The organism is Bdellovibrio sp. HM001, assembly GCF_055397275.1.
This window is the reverse complement of the sequence record NZ_AP029174.1, coordinates 1,825,571-1,844,346: the sequence shown is the minus strand read 5'-3', so window position 1 is coordinate 1,844,346 and position 18,776 is coordinate 1,825,571. Positions and strand designations below refer to the sequence as shown.

Below are 18,776 nucleotides of genomic sequence, written 5' to 3'. Positions count from 1 at the left end.
ACACACCGAAGACCCCCGGAGCAATTCCGGGGGTCTTGTTTTTTTAAAGACACTGCGATTTATAGTATTTCATCAAAGCCGTTTCAATCAGGCTGCGATCATATTCATCCACTACAAAAACACCCAGGGCGGCCTGGGGGTCTTTCACCTTAGCAAGTCCCCGCACGATTTCCGGGGCAAAGAAATCCTCTTGGCTGGCGTCATAAGTCAGAATCTGATCTCGCAAGGGTTGATTGGAATCATAAACCACAATCTCAGTGCGGCCATTGCTAAGAAGGCGGAACGACTTGGCAATCACAACGTGCTGGCTCATTCGGGTGGGGCGCAGAATCAGCAAGGTCATGCGGTGGGATTCCAGATTGTTCAGAATCTGGTTGCGGGTGAGTCGATTTTTTTTGGCGCTGCGGGCATCATCTCCAATCACCAACTTCAGGTTTTTTGCGAATTCATGAAAGCGCTCTTTCTGATACTGTTCAATGTCGCCCTTCCACGATCGGTACAAGGACTTTCCTGCCCCTAGATTCTGCGTATAACCATACTGCAGACCCGCCCACAAAGGGGATGTGTTTTTCCAGGTCGGGTCTTTCTGGGTGAACACTTTAAAATCAGTGACGGGGGATTCTTCTATTCGCTTTAGATACTTGGTCAGATAGGGCCTGCTGCCGCGAACCATATCCAGAATATCTGAAACCCGGGCTGAGTCCTGCGGATGATTCCATCGCGCCAGATAGAAAAACAATCTCTGTGTGCGCGCCAAGGACCAACAGGCGGCCAAGTCGTAAAGTTTAGTTGCAAAAGGCCAGTTGACGGAAAGATTGTGATACTGGCTGGAGAAAGCCTCCGGCCTGATACGTCGATAGATTTCGTCCGTGGAAACCCGCGAACAGGCCAGATTCTCGACCAAAGAGTCGGAAATCACCTTGTGGGGTGAGGCTCCGGAACGGGGACTCAGCAAAGTTAAAAGAAGGGCGACCGAGAGTAAGGGAGATAAAGCTTTTTTGTTCATAACTAAGGTCTAGAGACCTCAAGAGATGATTCCCGGTCAAGTTGCTTTCGTTTAACATACTTTTGGAGGTTTCATGGAAAGTGAGCAATTAAAAAGGCCAACAGGAGTTTACCTATTGGCGATTCTTTTTATTCTTGCTCCTTTGGGGAACATCTTTTTAAGTCTTTGGGGTGGTGGTGCTGTCAGTTGGCAGCATCCTCTGCAGTGGCTGTCTGCTTTAAATTCAATTACAACGCTGGATTGGTTATGGCTGGGGCTTTTGTGCCTGACAGGAATTTTGTTGCTTCGACCGCACAAGGCCACGTGGTCCCTGGCAATCGGTACTTTGATGTTGGTGCTGTTTATTAATCTCTACCGCTGGGGTAACGGAGAGTTCGAGGAAAGTGGTGCCTTGATTCACGGGCAACTTTTTATTTCGTGTCTGATCACGGCGTTCTTTTTGTTGCTGGCATTTTATTTCCGCTTCCCCTATCTGGATCGTCGTGCGCAATGGATGTTTCAAGCGGCCGCTCGCTATGAGTTGCGAACGCCGGTGGATGTGGTGGCGCAGGATATCTTTAGTGGGGTGACAGAATCGGTTTCCTTAAGCGGTGTCCGGGTTCGTCTGCAAAGGGATCTGGAAAAAGCGCAGGAGTTGCGTTTTGTGGATGTGATTTTTCCTGACGTTCGTAACATTAAGGTTAAAAGTCGAGTCGTGGAGTATCGCGACAATGTACTTCGCCTGAAGTTTAAGGACCTTACGGGTCGGGATCGGACCTATTTGCAGGACTGGCTGCGGTCTCAACTTGAGACAATGCCGGAAAAGCAAGGTTAAGTCCGGGTTCTTGTTAAGTAATTTGAAAAGTGTACCGAAAAGACTCAAAAGCATGAGGTCGTTATGAGATGGATGTTTAAACCGAAGTCATTAGTAAAGAGTGTTGCTGCATGCGCGTCGGCGTTTACGATGTGTATGGCTCCTGTTGCGCAGGGCGCGGCTGCGAAGGATCAGAGAAAACTGATCAATCAATACTTGAAGGAGACTGGGCTCACTACGAAGAAAATGACTGTGGGTGAATTCTACAGAATGGTTCGCCACGTTTATCCGCAAAAACTGCGTGGGCAGATGGATCAATGGGTGGCGCTGAATCGTCACGAAATGATGCCTGCGGTGGAAGCCTCCAGCTATAAAGACTCCAGCGGAAAAGAACAAGTGCGTTTGACACTGACTCATGCCGGTCAAACGACGACTTTGACTTTCACTGGTGATGAGGACACTCCGTTAAAAGTTAACGGTGTTTCTTTCGGTCGCAAAGAACTGATGAATTATAACAGCTTCAACAAGATCGCCGGTAAAATGGCCAAGCTGGATCCAGTGGTGGCTAAGGCCTTGAAAACCGGCAAGCAAAAGCCTTTGAGCAAAAACCTGCGTCTGACCTACAAAGAGTTCAATCAGCTGACTCCGCGCCAAAGAGCGGAGTACTTCGTGCGTATTCGTGGAGCCATGGAGGCTGCGCAAAGAGTCTATCAGGTGATCTATGGCGCTCAGGCCATGAATGAGATGAAAAACAAGTACGAGTGGGTGTATCAGACGTTCTTCGGTGAAGAGGCTTATGCGGCTTCCAGCAGCCTGACGGGCAAGCCTTGTATCGTGGCAGGTTATAAATCCACTTACGGTGAAAACGGTTCCTGCGGTGGCTCCAGAAGCGGAGCTGAAGATCTGACTCGTCAGATGCGCGGCATGAACGCGATGTGCTCTGGCAACGCGGTGTCTTGTAACCCGATGGTGTATGGCTATGATGGTAACGGCTCCCCGCACTGCGTGAGTCGTTCGGATGTGAAGTATGCCACTCGCGTTTGTAATCAGAAATCCCCTCTTCGTCGCGGTGATATCAAGTCCGAGAGTGAAGACAAGAAACGTATTATTGAATCTTACTTGAAGAAAAATGGTCAGGACATCAATCTGGTTCTGAATGAGGAAGGGAAGATTTCCCAGGAACAGTTTGATCAGATCTCCAAGTATTTGGGTGATCTTGAATCCTTCATCCAGACGGCTGTAGGTGCGTGTGACCAGGCTCCGTTGAAAGACATTCAAAAACATCGTGAAGACCAGGTGTCTGCATGTAATGAAATCAGAACTCGTGCGTTCTCGTTGCAATCCTTCGTGGTTTCTCCGGAACCTCTTCCACCTCCAGGTCCGGTGGCTGGCGACTGTTCAGTAAACAAGCCAGGCTCAGTGACAGGTGCTGACGGTAAAGGTTGTGTGTGCCCTGAAGGCACGAAAGAGTCTGAACCAGAAGAAGGAAACTCTCAACCGACTTGCGTCGTCATCGAAACGGGCGGCGAAGGTGAGTTGCCTGATGGTAAAACTGAAGTTGGTCAGGGTGCCGAAGACAGTTGTGGCTTCTGGTGTCGTAATAAAAACTGGATCATCCCAGTGGGCGTGGGCTTGTTGGCTCTGGGTGCCTTCTGGTGGTTGTTCAGCAAGAACAAGTCTAAGTCCAAGGACAACACCAATGACTACGTGCCACCAGTAGCGCCGCCAGCTCCAACAGCCACGGCGACAACAACGGTGACTCCGGCTCCAGTGGATCCACCTCCAACGGCTCCATGTCCTGCACCGAACAAGTTGGTTAATAATGTCTGTGTGCCGGTGGTGGTGACGCCTCCGCCGACTCCGGACTCCGAAGGTGGCACCTTGAATGACGGCTCCATCCGCGCAGGCGGGGTCCGCTAAGGAACCACAACTGAATGAATATCGACAGACATCAAGATAAAATCATTCCACAGCGGGCTCCCCAGCAAAGGGAAGCCCCTGTGCCGTTAAGGGGGCCTGTGGTCCGGCGTCGCCGGGCACCGGCAACGCCAGCCCCTTCACGTGTAAACGGTCTGTTTAAGAACCGTCAGGGATTGAGTTTTGAACAAGGCACGGGTTTTCATGGCGGCCCTTCTCGTCGTAAAGGGGCGCGTCTGGCTTTGTGGTCATGGCTGGCGTCTTTTATCGACGGCCTGATTCTGATCGCCTTAAGCTGTGTCTTTATGCTGATGTTCTCGCTGATGTTGAATACACCTGTGGGGCATGTGCTGAAAGGCCTGTCGCACAGTCGCCATCAGATGATCTTCTTTGCTGAAGTGTTTGTGGTTTTTGCCTGGTTTTATATGATCACCATACGCAGCCTGATGGGCTCAACGATCGGTGAATGGGCGTGTGATCTGCGCTTGGGGCAGCCGCACGAACGATTGCATGTCAGTTATGTCTTCAAGGTCGCCTTACGCAGCACTTTGATTCTGATAACGGGAATTGTGACACTGCCACTTTTATCTGTGGTGTCTGGAAAAGATCTGGCGGGTTCTCTGTCCGGATTACGCCTTTTTTCTTTGAAGTAACGTTAAAACCTCATAGTGCGATGTTTGCGGAAACTGATCCAGGATATAAAGTTCCTGGATCTGATAATCGCATTCATTCAGTGTCACCAGATCCCGGGTCATAGACTCCGGGAAGCAGGACATATAGATGAAGAACTCCGGTCGCTGTGGCAACGACAGTTCTTTCAGTGGATTCAGAAAATTCATCAGCCCGGAACGCGGAGGATTGGCCAGGATCAGATCGAAGTCAGAAAAATCCTGTGTCAGTTTTTTCTGAAAATCACCGCGATAAATCTGCACACGATTCTTAAGATGTGCCAGACTGGGGGGAAGTTGATCCAGAGAATGCTCCAACCCCTGCAAGGACAGATCATCAATTTCGCAAGCCAGCAGACTGTCGGCCTCCGACAATGCCGGGAAGGTCAGATTGCCAATCCCAGAGCCAAATTCAATCACCCGGGACGAGGGCGCCTTTTGCACCCATGAGGCAATCACATCGCAGATCAACTTGTTGGCTTTGTGGCTGGGTTGAGTGAAGCTCGCCACCTGACAGTATAGATCCACCGGGACCTCACCCACCCAGGATTGAAACCACGTATGGTGTTCCGGATCGCGCAGTTTGAATTCAGCCCCGGTCCAAACCGGCACTTTGCGGCGCTGGCCAATTTCCACAAAGGCCTGGGCCTGCAATTTCTTTAAAATATTCTGTTCATCCAAAAGGGTTTTGATATCGATATTGGCCAGGTCGATCCACACCCCGCGGCGTCCGTGCGGGGCGATACGCAGCCGGAAGGAGCCTTTCTTAAAGGGCCACTGGATCTGGCGGAAGTCCGTCAGCCAGGATTGCAATTCCGGTGAAAGCTGGGCGCAAACTTCAATATCCAAAACCTCGTGACGGTCCTTGCGATAAAGCCCCAGGCGGCCGTCTTGCAGACTGAAATCCAAACGGTCCCGCAGGTGCGAGGCGCCCGCTGAGAGGGTCTTAATATCTGCCGGAAGGGGAATGTTTGCCCCCTTAAGTAGCTGCAAAAGCTCGGCCTTTTTTCCTTCTATCTGGTCTTTGTAGGGCCTTTCCAGAAGCTGGCAGCCGCCACAGTCCTGGGCGTAGGGACATTTCACCTTGAGGTCTTTGTCAAAGGTTTCGAAATCATGGAAGTTTGGCATTGAATGCTTGCCCCGGCCGGATTGCTGTTATATCAAAACCACATCTTAGCAAAACTTAGGGGGAATGGTGAGAATTTTATTGCTTGCTGGCATCATGATGATCTTCGCCGGAACTGTCACTTTGGCGGTCGCCAGCAACCCTTGGATGCGCGCATGCCGCATTGAAGAAGGCCAATTCTGGGTTCTTAAAGCCGGGTCTGAGGAATACTCCATGTGCTTCTTTGGCAATGCCGCCATTGGAGCGGAAGCACTATTCATGTTTAAAGCTAAGACGGGCACGACTGAAGCCCTTCAGGCTTACAAGGGGCGCAACGCTTCTTCAGCTCGCGGTGGTGTGTGTGGTTCCTTTGATGCGGAGGTTGTTCAGGGTAAAGACAGCGAAGGTCAGACCTTCAATCTTTGTCAGTTTTCAGATCATTCCCTGATTGAAGAAACAACTTTGTGGATGGGCCCGGGGTCAGATGACAACCAAGGCCTGGATAAAGCGTTGTCTAAGACGTACTAGTTTTTCTTCTGCTCTTCGGGGCGCAGCGAATAGATGCAAGAGCTGGCGTCCTTGATCACACCATCTTCAAAGTGAAGATCTTTTTTGGTAAATCCCAAAGTCACATGCGGATAGAACTGGTCAGGGTTGAAGTCTTCAGCCTTGCCGCCTTTTGAAGTGTAAAGCATGTGAATCGCCTTACGAATCTGGAAAAGACGATCAGACTCAACCACAGCGTAATAAGTGCTGTCTTCTTTGACAGTCCCTTTTCCCACACACAGCAGGTGATACGGGGCTTTTTGCAGATCCATTTGTTCTGCCAAAGCGTGGATCTCGTTCATGGAGATTTTCTTTTTTAATCGGCTGAATTCCACAGGATTGACGACCGTGATGTGAGCTTCGCCCCGGTGCTGAAGGGTCACGTGCTGGTTTTTCTCCACCTCATGGCGCATTTTTTCAAAGGCCGCATAGGGAAGATCCAGGGAAAGGTAACTTTTGGATTTTTCCTTGTGCGAAGAAACTGATGCGACACTTCGGGTGGCCTGTGGCTTTAAGTCTTCATTTGAGTACGAAAGGGAGGAAAGAGCATAAGGGGATTTACTGGCGCAGGCAGTCAGTGAAAGCGAGATGATAACCAAGTGAAACGCACGCATCATGATTTCCCTTTTCTTTCGGTTGAGTTGACTTAAGGTGGGCCTCCTTTTAGCCTACACAGACTATGAAAAAAGTGAAAGTTCTTCTTACAAGTGCCTGCATTTTCTCGCTAATTTCCTGCCAGGTGAAGGATACCAAACCGGCAAAATCCAGTTCTGAGACTCCGGCAAAAGCCACCGGATCTTTTGTTAACGAGCCCAACACACTAGTCACAGATCCCCGTCAGATCACGTTTGCGGGGCCTAAGTCGGGCGAAGGTTATTTCAGTCCCGATGGTACGAAGATGATCTTTCAAAGTGAAAGACATGCTGGCAACCCTTTCTATCAGATGTACATTCTGGATCTGAAGTCCGGACAGACCACTTTGGTATCCCCGGGCAAAGGAAAAACCACCTGTGGTTGGATCCATCCTTCCATGAAGAAGGTCTTGTATTCCTCGACGCATCTGGATCCGCAGACGGACAGGAAGGCTCAGGAAGAGTTTGAAAATCGTAAAAAGGCCGTCAAAGCCCGTTACTCCTGGAGCTTTGATGAAAACTACGACATTTTCAGTTCGGATCTAAAAGGGCAGGGCATTTTGCGCCTGACCAAAGAAAAAGGCTATGATGCCGAAGCGTCTTACTCCCCGGATGGGCAATGGATCGCGTTTGCCTCTAATCGCGCCGGCTACACCGAAAAACTGGATGGTGAGGATAAGAAGCTCTTTGAACAGGATCCCTCCTACATGATGGATATCTACATCATGAAAGCGGATGGTACCGAGGTGAAGCGCCTGACGAACTCCAAAGGTTATGACGGTGGTCCGTTCTTCAGTGCGGATGGAAAAAAAATCACCTGGCGCCGATTCTCTCCGAACGGTTCCACGGCGGAAATCTTCACGATGAATGTGGACGGCAGCAATCAGACACAGGTGACTCAGTTGAAGTCCATGTCCTGGGCTCCGTACTTCCATCCATCAGGGGATTATATTATTTTTGGGTCCAGCATTCTGGGGTATTCCAACTTTGAACTGTTTATCGTGGATGCGGCTGGCACGAAAGAACCGGTGCGTGTGACTTTTGATGAAGGCTTTGATGGTTTGCCGGTGTTCACTCCTGATGGCAACGGTCTGTCCTGGACTCATCGAAATGAAAAAGGGGATTCGCAAATCTTTATTTCCAAATGGGATGATGCGCAGGCGCGAAAACTTCTGGGCCTTGCTGCTCATGACCCGTTGGCGGTCCCTCTTAGTCCTGAAGTGAAAGTGGAAGATATTAAAAAATGGGTTCACTATCTGGCCTCCCCTGAGCTGCAAGGTCGCGGCACAGGGACTGGCGAAGAGAAGATTTACACTGAAAAGATCGCGCAGGCCTTTAAGTCCTGGGGTTTAATCGGGGCGGGGTCGCAAGGTTCGTTCTTTGAAACCTTCGAATTTACTTCAGGGGTGAATTTGGGGTCTAACAATTCACTTGAAGTAGTGGGTTCTTATAAAAAGAACTATGTGCTTTCCAAGGATTTCGAACCCGTATCGTTCTCCAAAACCGGAGAGTTCAAAGAAGCTCCCATTGTGTTTGCTGGATACGGCATCAAAGCCCCTGCCAGTGACAAAGAGCCGGAATATGATTCTTTCAAAGGTCTGGATGTTAAAGGCAAGTGGGTGTTGGTATTAGCAGATCTTCCTGCGAATGTGACGCCTCAGCGTCGTCATTATTTGAATTTGTATTCTCGTTTGCAACACAAGGTGACCGTTGCGAAAAACGAAGGTGCTGTGGGTATTCTGGTTACCAACGGGCCTGAAAGCGGACTGCCTGAAAAGTTTGGCAAACTCAAATTCGAAGGGGCGTTGTCTGAAAGCACCTTGGGGGTGATTCGCCTTTCTACGGACGCGGCTTCGGGGTTGTTGCGCTATGCCGGACGCGATTTGATCTCGATGCAAATGAAACTGGACAAGGGCGAGATGATTGAAGGCTTTGCGATTCCATCTACCTATGTGAAAGCTCGAGTGGATCTGCAGTTCCAGAAGGCGCAAGGGATCAATGTCGTAGCCAAGCTGCCGGTGTCTGGCGCCACGTCTGCGATTGTGATCGGAGCCCACGGGGATCATTTGGGTTATGGGCAGTTCGGCAGCAGCCTGGCTAAAGGGGGCGAAGTTGGAAAGGCGCACGTGGGCGCTGATGACAATGCCTCCGGAGTGGCTGGTGTGATGGAATTAGCCCATCATTATGCACAGTTAAAGAAATCAGCTGCACATAAACTTCAAAAGAATATGTACTTTGCTGTTTGGTCTGGCGAAGAGCTGGGGAATTTGGGATCGTCTTATTTCACTAAGAATTCAGCGAAACATAATATCGCCGCTTATATCAACATGGACATGATCGGTCGCTTCAAAGACCGTGTTTTTGTTCAAGGTTTAGGATCCGCTGACAACTGGACCCGTCTGGCAGAGGAAGTTGGTGTTCGCACAGCTGTGCCGATGATCGTCCAGGAAGATCCTTATCTGCCAACGGATTCCCTGGCCTTCTATATGGCCGGCATTCCCACGGCCAACTTCTTTACCGGATCCCATGGGGAGTATCACAGCCCGCGCGATACGGCGGAGCTGATCAATTACGAAGGTGTCGCTCGCGTGCTTTCTGCGGTTCGTGGATTGACGGACTTGTTGGTGGATACGAAACTTCCGATGGTGAAATATGTTAAGGTGGCCAGCGCCCAGAATCGTCTTGAAGGCCGCAGCTTCCGCATTTACCTGGGAACGATCCCGGATTATTCCCAGGAAGGTGTTAAAGGGGTGCGCATCTCTGGAGCCTCCAAAGACAGTCCTGCGGAAAAAGCCGGCCTGAAGGACAAAGACATTATCACAGAGTTCGGTGGAACCAAGATTGAGAATCTGTATGACTATGTCTACACCCTTCAGTCAGTGAAACCGAATCAGGAAACAGTCATAAAGATCCTGCGGGAAGGCAAACCGATGGAGTTGAAAATCACTCCGAAGTTAAAAGAGTAAGTTATTATAAAGACTGAAAAAACAAAAAGACCTGAAGTGAATTCTTCAGGTCTTTTTTTATGTCTGAATTGTGTCAGGACTTAGAAGGTCAGTTGCGGACAGCGGCTTTTTAAAAGACTTTGCAGTCCTTTGTCGGAGTGTTTGAAGATCACATCGCCATCGGAGGTGTACTTGAACAGCTCGTAGTTCTGAAGGCGGCAGGTCTTTCCGTTGCGGTCCGTGAAGGTGGAATAAGCACGAGAGTTCCCGGTGGGAGCTGATCCCATCTTAAAGCCTCCGTCCAGTAAAAGCCCCTGATAGTTTAGAATCTCAATGCCCCCGCGATTGGAAGGATGGATGTCGGTGGCGCGGCGAATGGTGGCGCCGCTCATTCCCACAAGTTCGGCGTCCTCGTAATCGAAATAGGCCTTGTTTCCGTTCACAGTGGTGATAATCAGGCGGCGGGTTTCATCGTTCCATTCGTAAGTCGGGGTGACTTGCACGCGGGGAAACATGAAGAACTCACGTGCGCCAGTGGTTTGGGATTCGTCCCCGGGCCCAAACGAATTGAAAATCATCAGTTCGCCATCGGCCGTGAAAAGGTAGTCACGGTAAAGCAACCCTTGAGCTTTGCGGTTATGAACAGAAATAAAACAATTATTGCCATCCGCAGAGGGGATCATCTGCATCTGAATACTGCCTCGTCTTTCTACGGCATCCTGGCAGACGGCCGCCTGCTCTTGAGCGGAAGCTTGAAAAGTCCAAAGGGTCGATACGAAAAAGATGGTTCCAAGTAGTTTCATGTGCACCTCGTTGTAATAAGCAGAACCCAGTCAAAACAGGCTGTCAGCTTCGGAGGCAGAGCGGCAAGGAAAATAACCAAATCTGGACTCGATTGGCACTAACCGATTGTGTTTTTATAAGAGTCTCTCTAGGAGCGAGGAAGCGGTTCATGTCTTCATTTGTGGAAGAGTTCAAAAAATACCAAAGACAAGAAAGAATGTGCACCGGCGGACTTGTTCTGCTGTCAGTCCTTGCTCCTGTGTCTTTTACCTGGTTGATCAATCAAAAAGTTCATTGGCTTTTGGCAGGCTCGGCGGCGGCATTGTTTGTGGCTGGAGCTGTTTTGCTTCATCTTCTGCGTGCTCAGGTGGGCAGTAAGTTGCTGAGCAAATACGAAAAGCTGGATGTGGGGTCGGTCTTGGCGAAAAAGATTTCTCCACAAAGTCCCCGTCGTTTTGTGGTGACCAACAGAGGTTACAATCACTTCTATCTGCGCTGCCTGAATACGGGCGAGCAAGTGCTCGTGTCTAAACACAGAGTTCGCGAAGATTTCGATATTGCAAATTGATTTTTCCATTTCACCAAGGGAACCTTTTTTACAAGTGTAGAGGGGGTTTTATGAAAAGTCTGATTTTGGCTTTTCTCCTTCTGTACGTTTCGCTGACAGCTTACGCAAGTGAAGATCTTTTATACGAAGAAGATGTGCCGGAAACGGAGTTCAGTCGTTTCATCTGCGGTTCAGAAGAACTGCAAGGGGGGAGCTTCCGATATTGCTTTCGTGATCCCGATGGGGTTAATCACAGCGATATCGTCTACTTCTTCCACGGCTTGGGCGGGTCAGAGAAAACCTGGCACCGTCAGCTTCTGGGAACGAGAATGATCCAGGACTGGTGGACCTTGCGGGGGTACCGGCCTCGTGTGGTCTCGGTGTCTTTTGGATCCCAGTGGTTGATGGTGGACAACAAACGCTATCCCCTGATCACCTACTTCACCAAGGTGATCATGCCCTTTTTGGAGAAGAAAATGGGCGGGCTGCGGGGCGGGCGACGGCACATTATCGGCCAGTCGATGGGTGGATTTAACGGAGCTGAGTTGGCCTTGAAAAAGCCAGGAATGTTTTCCCGAGTGGCGTTACTTTGTCCGGCAATTGCCACCGTGGGGCCTTACTCCAGTGATCGTGAGATCGAGGACTATATCGAGCGCACGGGGGCACGGCGCCGTCTGGTGAATAAGATGTTGCGAATCTCGCGATCCGTCTTCATCGATAAAAAGGATTGGGATAATCACGATCCTTTGCGGCTGATGAAGAATTATTCTTCCAGCAAAAAACCGCGGTTTTATGTCTCCGTCGGCACCAGTGACGGCTATGGTTTCCAGGAAGGGTCCAGAGTGTTCACACAAAGGGCCAGTGCATTTTCCTTCCTGTTTAACTGGGTCCCGGTGCCGGGTGGGCATTGTAATTTCAAAAGGATTGGCACAGCTAATTTCATCATGGGGGATTAGGTTCTATGAGTGACATCGAAGCCTTTAAGTATGAAGAACGTAAGATCAAAGGGGCTGATATCGATCCGGAGCAATACCGGGAGGAGATTCGTCAGCTGATAGAACATATCGTAAAACTTCTGGTGGATCACCCTGACACCGTGACTGTGAGCACCTATGTGGGGCCCAAAACCACCGTTTATCGGGTGAACTGCGCCAAGGAAAATCTGGGGCAGGTGATCGGCACACAGGGCAAGACCATCATGGGGCTGCGGGCTGTTGTGCATGCCATGACGGCACGGACAGGCATTCGTTCGATTGTCGAAATACCGGTTTAAGGATTTTACGGGATGTCTGCAATAAGTTTGTAATTCCACTTGGATTTTGGCTTGCGGCGCATGTATTCTTGATCCAGTGATGAAAAATTCGGCGGACCGTGAACGATTGCAATCCATTTTGGAGTACTGGCCCTTGGGCTCCATCTCTTCTGTTGATGAAATACTCAACGGTGCGGTCAATCAGGTTTATCGCGTCCAAGCCAGTCTGGGGAACTTTTATTTACGTCTGTATAAAACCAGTGAGCGTGCCCGGGTGGAACGCGAACATGCTCTTTTGGAGTATGTAGCGGCCCATAATCTGCCCGCCGTGCAGACACTGCCATCGCGTTATGGTTCATCTTTGATTGAGCATGACGGTAAGTTTGGCGCTCTTTATTTTGAATCACCGGGAAAACAGGTACCCAAATCTGAACTGACGGCTGTGCATGCTCAAGCTGCAGGGAAAATGTTAGCTCAGCTGCATAAGATCCTGGAACCACTGCCGGATGTGGGATATCGCAAGTATTCCTTGAGCTGGAATGGGCCGGAGTGGGTTGAGCGTCTGACACGTATCGAAACAGCGATTCTGGCCCGATCTTCTTTAAGTGATGCGGATCAGTGGGTCTTACAAAGACTGCGGGCACAAAGGGACTGGATGCAGAATCCCGCCTGTGTGCACATTTATATTCCCAAGTATCCAGCCCAGGTTCTGCATGGGGATTACCACCAGGGAAATCTTTTCTTTCAGAAAGAAACCGTGTGTGGAGTGATCGACTGGGATCAGGCTGTGTATATGCCACGGGCCTTTGAGCTGGTGCGTGTGGCTTCGTACATGTTTGATCTGCGGCCGGAACTCACCCGGGTGTTCATGAAAGCGTATCTGGATTTGAATCCCTTAACGTCAGACGAAATAAATGATGGGGCGAAGGCCTGGGGCAGTCACAGCGATCACTATGTCTGGGCTCAGGAAGAGATCTATCTCAATAACAACGAACGGGCCCGCGTCTTTATTCCAGACGTTCCATTTGTGCCGTTTCATATTCTTTGGGAAAAGCTTGGTCTTTAGCAGCCCGTCGGCCTGAAGAAGTCCGAACAGATGATTTCGTGGTATCTTGATGTCACGAGGCTCTTATGAAAGCGGCAGGCTTGTTCCTTCTGTTTTTTCTAAGTCATCAATCCGTTGAGGCACACAATATTGAGGCCCAATCGTGGGTTCTTTTTAAGACTCCCTCCGGAGAAATCCTGGACGCCTTTGAGCCCGACAAGAGATTCTCACCGGCCTCATTAACAAAAGTCCTGACGGCCTATGTGGTTTTCAAAGAAATCAAAGAAGGGCGTTTAAGCTTAAGGACTCAGATTGAAGTACCCGCATTGGTCCTGCAAACCCGCCCAGGGGAATCGCAGATGCAATTAAAGCCAGGTGAATACATTAGCATTCGAGAGCTCCTTAAAGGGCTTATCGTCGTGTCCGCCAATGATGCGGCCTTGGCTTTGGCAAACCATGTCGGGGGCAGCCTGAAGCGCTTCGTTGGTATGATGAACCTGGCAGCCCAGGAGATCGGAATGCAGAACAGTTCGCTTGTGAATCCGACAGGATTATTTACGTTTGGCCATTACTCCACGGCCCGGGATCTGATGAAGCTGGCACAGGCGATCAGTCAAAAACATCCTGAGTACTTTGAATATTCCTCTTTGCCGGAGCTCACTTACAATCAATTCAGGAAGAAAAATACCAATGAACTTTTGGGCTCCTCGACGGCCGTGGATGGGATGAAGACCGGGTATATCAAAGCTTCGGGTTGGTGTGTGATGATCAGTGCGAAAAAAGCTTTGGCAAAAGGCGGGGAGAGGACGATTGCTGTTGTACTGGGCTCCCCGTCCCATCAAAAAAGAATTCAAGCCGGGCGGGAGTTGATTCGGCGGGGACTTGAGGCGTCCGCGGAACTGGACTAGGTCTTTGTCGTTGGAAAGTTTAATCTGATTTTATGCCATACGATCTGTTTTTGTTTGATCTGGATGACACCCTGCTGGATTTCAAGGAATCCGAACGGCTTTCTTTTGCAACTGTTTTACAAAGCTTGGGGGTGCATGATCGCCTGGATGAATTGTATCGCATGTACCAGGTGGAAAATCGCCGGCTTTGGACTCTTTTTGAAGAAGCCAAAACATCCAAAGAACACCTGAAGGTGGAACGATTCCGCCGTGTCTTTGAGGCCTTTAAAATTGAAATCGATCCCCACAAGGCCAGCGACCGCTATCTGGAGGCTTTGCCAGAAACCGTGGTGCTGATGGATCACGCCGAAGAGATCTGTCAGTGGCTGGCGGCCCGGGGTGAAATTGGCATTATCACCAACGGAATGCACGCGGTTCAGATGAAGCGCATTGAAAATTCAAAGTTGGCTCCGTATATCAGTTTTACCAGCGTGTCGGAAGAATGCGGTTATGCGAAACCCGATGTTCGCTTTTTCGAGCACAGCGCCAGGATGGCGAAAAGGTTTCATAAGGATTCTGCCGTGGTTATTGGTGATCGGATGGAAACCGACATCCTGGGAGCATGTAATTTTGGTTTGCGCAGTTGCTGGTTTAATCCGGAAAAGTCGAAACATAATTTTTCTTTTCAACCAGACTACGAAATCACCCATCTCTCGGAAATTCAAAACCTGCTAAAGAAATAGTCTCTTACAAATGAAACTTACAGTGAGTTTTCACAATCCTCAGGGGACGAAAAAGAATGTCGTCGCACATAATGTAATGTTTAAGATTGAAATAAGACTTTTGAATGGCGAGCCGTGGAGGGATAATAATCACTGGAGATTTGTTTGAAGGCATTGGTTGTTTTTTTTATTTTGGCCTTTACATCCCTCAGTGAAGCTCTGACCCCGCTGAGGGTGGCCTTTTCTTTGGACAAACCCCCTTATGTGATTCGAGACACAGAAAGCGGCCTGGAAGTTGAAATTCTTCGTCGGGTTTTTTTGGACATGGGTTATGAGATGACCCCGATCTTTCAACCTCCGGCAAGATCTGTAAGAAGTCTGGAACTGGGGCGGGTGGATGCGATGGCCACGATCACCAACATGCCAAAATTTCATTTATCAGAACCCTATATCACATTTAAAAATTTCGCCTGGACCCTGAAAGATCGCAAGATTGATCTTAAAGCCCTGAATGATCTGGGCCGTTACAGAGTTATAGCTTTTCAAAATGCCCGTTATTTTTTTGGATCGCAGTACAACAAGGCTGTAGAGAAAAATTCAAATTACGAAGAATACGCCGATCAGAAAAGACAGCTCAAAATGCTTTTTGCAGATCGCGTGGATGTGATCATCTGCGAAGAGCGTACACTACAGATAAATAAAAAAGACATCGAGGGCACCAGTAAAAAGAAACTTCCCGAATTGCAGAAGCACGCCTTATTCGGCGAGTCCCGTTATTCTGTGGCGTTTCGCGATGTGAAGTTGCGAGATTCCTTCAATGAGTCCCTGGAAAAGCTGGATTCACAAAAAGCCTTTCGCGCCATCTATAAAAAGTATACGGAAGAATAAATGATCCTGACTGCACGAGCCCATCTGCGTCGCTTACGGGAAGAGGGCAATCCTCACAAATGTGTCTCAGAATAAGAAAATCTATCAAAGCTTTTTAACATTTGTGTAATGTCGAACACAAAGACACGAAGAAATATCAAGGAGGTCTAGGTAAAGCCGATCAGAATACTGTCAAAAGATGAATAAAGCGGCACGTTTTTCTGGAGGTTCTTGTGAGAGATTTTCTAAAGATGTTCATTTTGGGACTTGGCTTTCTGCTGACCCTGCAAGGCTGCTTGGACAGCGGACTACCTGTCGAAAATCTTCCTTCGATCAAAGATGAAGAAGGTGATGTTGGTGGTGGTGACGATGGTGGCACCAACGAAGAACCCGAACCTGAACCTGTAAGTTCCGTGTGGCAAGTGGATGATTTTAAGACGACCAATAATGAGGCCTGGGTTTCCACCTGTGCAGTTATGGGTGACAGTTGGTTGCGGTATATTTTCATCGTCGACACGCGGATGAAAATTTGGGGTATCAGTTATGCCTCTGAAGCCTCTTGTTTAAGCCATTCTGACGGAAGCATCCTCGTTAATTTTGATTATGCTTTACCTTATGTGGTGCCGGTTCAGATGGGCAGTGATACCAATACCCAGTTCAATAACACTTCAACTGGAACTTTCTTAGGGATGGAGACAGAAGATACTCAGCTTGAGGACTTTATTTTCTGGGGCAAGGCAACTTCAGATCGCAATCGCATTGTCATCGCCATTGGTCAGGGCTTTTTGGATGGCTCTGGCGGAATCTCTTATGCCACATTAAATGGATCATCCGTTAAGGATGTCGTGTTTGAAGACGTCACAGCATCAGATATTAGCCAGGCGTTGCTCTTGTTGGATCGGGTTTCGAATATCAATATCAATGATTACGGCACAGTCCAGGAATAAAAGAAAAACGGGGAGAGTGAATGACACTGTCCCCGTTTAAAAAATTGCTCTTAGAAGTTGCTTTCGTCAGCACACATGATCGCGATAAAACGACGACCATCCACAAATGTGCCTGGGACACCTTCTGGATAAGGCTTCAGGTTGCCATTTGTGACATGAATCTGAAGCTCTGGGGATACATCCGATCGTTTCAATTCAACTTTCTTACCGGTTTTGGTTTCAGTCAAAGACACCTCACCATTTTTGGACAGAGATACGGTGTAAAGTTCATCCGAGGAAGACTGACCCAATTTGATTTTTTCAACCTCACCCAAAAGACGGGATTCACCTTTGAAAAGATGCCCCAGGCCTGCGGTATAATGCGCGGAACATGCTTGAGCGGCAAAGCTCTGAGCTGACACCAGAGTTGTTAAAAGACCTGCAATAAGAAGTACTGATTTTTTCATAGGATCTCCTTTGTTAAGCAATAAAAGATCCTGGTGCCATTTCCGAGCCATTTATTAACGAATTAAACGAAGACTCTGTTAAGTTCTGCGCTCAGAGCTTAAACAAAGTGCCATTTTTAGTGCGATCAGCGCTCTAATGATTTGATCAGATTGTGAATAGTAGATTCTGGTAAAATACGAATTTTTAAGCCCAGAACGCGGCGGGGGCATGGGCTTACAATCTTCTGATAAGTTATATTATGTAACGATAGGTAGAGGGGTTTCCTAAGAAAAACCCTCTAAGTGCTTATAATCTGGTTCATTCTAGGCACTGAAACGATCCATTTGAGCTCTTTATCGATGCGTTTACGAAGCTCATCCGCAGCCACGCTTTCGCCATGAACCAGGAAGATTTTGGCCGGTTTTTTAGGTGCCTGTTTAAGCCAATTGATCAGATCTGTGCGGTCCGCATGGGCTGAAAACGAATCCGAAGGAACCACTTTGCAGTTTATATCCACATAAAATCCATGGATTTTAAGCTCTTTAGCGCCAGCTAATAAGCTGTGTCCGCGAGTTCCCGGGCTCTGAAAGCCTGCCAACAGCAAGATATTTCGCGAATCCGGTCCAAAAGCTTTCACGTGATGTAAAACTCGGCCACCAGTCAGCATTCCGCTGGCTGCAATAATGATTTTAGGCCCGGATTTATCATCATTGAGCGCCTTGGAATCTTCGGCTGATTTGACTGAATGAACCTCGGCCATGATTTCAGCAAATTGACCCGGACCTAGACGATGGAAGTGCGGGAATTCCTCATAGAGTTTTGCAACTTCGTGGCCCATGGGGGAGTTGAAATAAACGGGGATTTGGGCGGGGACCTCCCCGTCTCTTTTTAACTCCGTGATTTCAAGCAACAAATTCTGCGCTCGTCCGACGGCAAAACTTGGAATTAATAAAACTCCCCGTGATTTTGCCACCTCTAAAATGCATTGTTTAAGAATATCTTTAGAGCTGACCGGTGAATGATCACGGTCTCCATAAGTGGATTCCATCAAAATATAATCAGCTTCTGCCGGAGGCTCTGGGGGTGGCATTAATGGATCATTATTTCGTCCTAAATCGCCGGAAAAATAGATGCTTTTTTCGCCGTTGGACACCCATGCGGAAGAAGCTCCCAGAATATGCCCGCTGCTATACAGACAAACCCTTAATGTGCCAATTTGGAATTCCTCATGAAACGGCACCGCCTTTAACAGCGGCAAGGTTCTTTCTACATCCTCTGTGGTGTACAAAGGCAGAGCCGGAGCATGCTTAGAGAACCCTTTTTTATTGGCGTATTCCGCATCTTCTTCCTGGATCTTGGCGGAATCCAGCAGGATGATTTCCGTGAGCTCCAATGTGGGTTGGGTGCAGTATATAGTCCCCTTAAATCCCCGCTTCACCAACAAAGGCAAAGCCCCACTATGATCCAAGTGAGCATGGGTCAGCACGACAGCTTGCAGATCCCGGGGATCCAGCGGGAAATCATCCCAGTTCAACTCGCGGAGCTCTTTGAAGCCTTGAAACATCCCACAATCGACCAGAATACGTGTGCCATCATCGTGGACTAAAAACTTGGAACCAGTCACCGTTCCTGCAGCACCAAAAAAGCCGATTTCCATAAGCAGAACCCTCCAAAGAGCTTTATTAATA

General features: G+C 48.8%; 19 protein-coding genes. 13 read left to right on the top strand and 6 right to left on the bottom strand.

Annotated features, from left to right (window positions below; genetic code table 11):
• Positions 1-43: 43 nt before the first annotated feature.
• On the bottom strand, positions 44-1,006 hold the full coding sequence (locus ACZ5ZZ_RS08840) for a hypothetical protein (RefSeq protein WP_464130709.1): 963 nt from the start codon (positions 1,004-1,006) through the stop codon (positions 44-46).
• Between the two features lie 115 nt (positions 1,007-1,121).
• Between ACZ5ZZ_RS08840 and ACZ5ZZ_RS08835 the strand changes: the two genes are divergently transcribed.
• The 3 genes from ACZ5ZZ_RS08835 to ACZ5ZZ_RS08825 all read left to right on the top strand — a co-directional run bounded on the left by ACZ5ZZ_RS08835 (position 1,122) and on the right by ACZ5ZZ_RS08825 (position 4,369).
• Positions 1,122-1,820, top strand: coding sequence for a PilZ domain-containing protein (locus ACZ5ZZ_RS08835; protein ID WP_464142344.1), 699 nt, complete (start codon positions 1,122-1,124; stop codon positions 1,818-1,820).
• Positions 1,821-1,883: 63 nt separating this feature from the next.
• The gene (locus tag ACZ5ZZ_RS08830) at positions 1,884-3,719 is read left to right on the top strand and encodes a hypothetical protein (RefSeq protein WP_464130706.1); all 1,836 of its coding nucleotides are present in this window, start codon (positions 1,884-1,886) and stop codon (positions 3,717-3,719) included.
• Between the two features lie 14 nt (positions 3,720-3,733).
• Positions 3,734-4,369, top strand: coding sequence for an RDD family protein (locus tag ACZ5ZZ_RS08825; RefSeq protein ID WP_464142342.1), 636 nt, complete (start codon positions 3,734-3,736; stop codon positions 4,367-4,369).
• Here ACZ5ZZ_RS08825 and ACZ5ZZ_RS08820 read toward each other — a convergent pair.
• A complete protein-coding gene (locus tag ACZ5ZZ_RS08820; RefSeq protein ID WP_464130703.1) occupies positions 4,346-5,512 on the bottom strand; it encodes a class I SAM-dependent RNA methyltransferase in 1,167 nt (388 codons plus the stop codon). The genes ACZ5ZZ_RS08825 and ACZ5ZZ_RS08820 overlap by 24 nt on opposite strands.
• A 64-nt stretch (positions 5,513-5,576) precedes the next feature.
• Here ACZ5ZZ_RS08820 and ACZ5ZZ_RS08815 point away from each other — a divergent pair, with 64 nt between their 5' ends.
• Positions 5,577-6,017, top strand: a complete 441-nt coding sequence (locus ACZ5ZZ_RS08815; RefSeq protein WP_464142340.1) for a hypothetical protein — start codon at positions 5,577-5,579, stop codon at positions 6,015-6,017.
• Here ACZ5ZZ_RS08815 and ACZ5ZZ_RS08810 read toward each other — a convergent pair.
• On the bottom strand, positions 6,014-6,652 hold the full coding sequence (locus tag ACZ5ZZ_RS08810) for a hypothetical protein (RefSeq protein ID WP_464130702.1): 639 nt from the start codon (positions 6,650-6,652) through the stop codon (positions 6,014-6,016). The two genes, ACZ5ZZ_RS08815 and ACZ5ZZ_RS08810, sit on opposite strands and share 4 nt — an antisense overlap.
• 62 nt (positions 6,653-6,714) lie before the next feature.
• Here ACZ5ZZ_RS08810 and ACZ5ZZ_RS08805 point away from each other — a divergent pair, with 62 nt between their 5' ends.
• Entirely contained in the window at positions 6,715-9,633 is a 2,919-nt protein-coding gene (locus tag ACZ5ZZ_RS08805; protein WP_464142338.1) for a M28 family peptidase, read from the top strand.
• Between the two features lie 80 nt (positions 9,634-9,713).
• Here the strand turns inward: ACZ5ZZ_RS08805 and ACZ5ZZ_RS08800 are convergent, their stop codons facing one another.
• Positions 9,714-10,415 carry a hypothetical protein gene (locus ACZ5ZZ_RS08800; RefSeq protein ID WP_464142336.1) on the bottom strand — a complete coding sequence of 234 codons (702 nt, stop codon included), beginning with the start codon at positions 10,413-10,415 and terminating at the stop codon, positions 9,714-9,716.
• Positions 10,416-10,564: 149 nt separating this feature from the next.
• Between ACZ5ZZ_RS08800 and ACZ5ZZ_RS08795 the strand changes: the two genes are divergently transcribed.
• The 8 genes from ACZ5ZZ_RS08795 to ACZ5ZZ_RS08760 all read left to right on the top strand — a co-directional run bounded on the left by ACZ5ZZ_RS08795 (position 10,565) and on the right by ACZ5ZZ_RS08760 (position 16,662).
• Positions 10,565-10,963: a hypothetical protein gene (locus tag ACZ5ZZ_RS08795; RefSeq protein WP_464142334.1), complete on the top strand. Its 399-nt coding sequence runs from the start codon at positions 10,565-10,567 to the stop codon at positions 10,961-10,963.
• Positions 10,964-11,013: 50 nt separating this feature from the next.
• Complete coding sequence (locus tag ACZ5ZZ_RS08790; RefSeq protein ID WP_464142332.1) at positions 11,014-11,898, top strand: alpha/beta hydrolase-fold protein; 885 nt, start codon at positions 11,014-11,016, stop codon at positions 11,896-11,898.
• 5 nt (positions 11,899-11,903) lie between these two features.
• Entirely contained in the window at positions 11,904-12,215 is a 312-nt protein-coding gene (locus ACZ5ZZ_RS08785) for a KH domain-containing protein (protein WP_464121259.1), read from the top strand.
• A 79-nt stretch (positions 12,216-12,294) separates the two neighbouring features.
• Positions 12,295-13,260: a phosphotransferase enzyme family protein gene (locus ACZ5ZZ_RS08780; protein ID WP_464130695.1), complete on the top strand. Its 966-nt coding sequence runs from the start codon at positions 12,295-12,297 to the stop codon at positions 13,258-13,260.
• 65 nt (positions 13,261-13,325) lie between these two features.
• A complete protein-coding gene (locus tag ACZ5ZZ_RS08775; protein WP_464142331.1) occupies positions 13,326-14,147 on the top strand; it encodes a D-alanyl-D-alanine carboxypeptidase family protein in 822 nt (273 codons plus the stop codon).
• Positions 14,148-14,179: 32 nt separating this feature from the next.
• Positions 14,180-14,869, top strand: a complete 690-nt coding sequence (locus ACZ5ZZ_RS08770) for a YjjG family noncanonical pyrimidine nucleotidase (protein ID WP_464142329.1) — start codon at positions 14,180-14,182, stop codon at positions 14,867-14,869.
• A gap of 144 nt (positions 14,870-15,013) precedes the next feature.
• The gene (locus ACZ5ZZ_RS08765) at positions 15,014-15,736 is read left to right on the top strand and encodes a substrate-binding periplasmic protein (protein ID WP_464142327.1); all 723 of its coding nucleotides are present in this window, start codon (positions 15,014-15,016) and stop codon (positions 15,734-15,736) included.
• 212 nt (positions 15,737-15,948) lie between these two features.
• A complete protein-coding gene (locus tag ACZ5ZZ_RS08760; RefSeq protein ID WP_464142325.1) occupies positions 15,949-16,662 on the top strand; it encodes a hypothetical protein in 714 nt (237 codons plus the stop codon).
• 50 nt (positions 16,663-16,712) lie between these two features.
• Here the strand turns inward: ACZ5ZZ_RS08760 and ACZ5ZZ_RS08755 are convergent, their stop codons facing one another.
• Positions 16,713-17,108 carry a hypothetical protein gene (locus tag ACZ5ZZ_RS08755; RefSeq protein WP_464142323.1) on the bottom strand — a complete coding sequence of 132 codons (396 nt, stop codon included), beginning with the start codon at positions 17,106-17,108 and terminating at the stop codon, positions 16,713-16,715.
• 278 nt (positions 17,109-17,386) lie between these two features.
• Positions 17,387-18,745 carry an MBL fold metallo-hydrolase RNA specificity domain-containing protein gene (locus ACZ5ZZ_RS08750; RefSeq protein WP_464142321.1) on the bottom strand — a complete coding sequence of 453 codons (1,359 nt, stop codon included), beginning with the start codon at positions 18,743-18,745 and terminating at the stop codon, positions 17,387-17,389.
• Between the last annotated feature and the right edge of the window lie 31 nt (positions 18,746-18,776).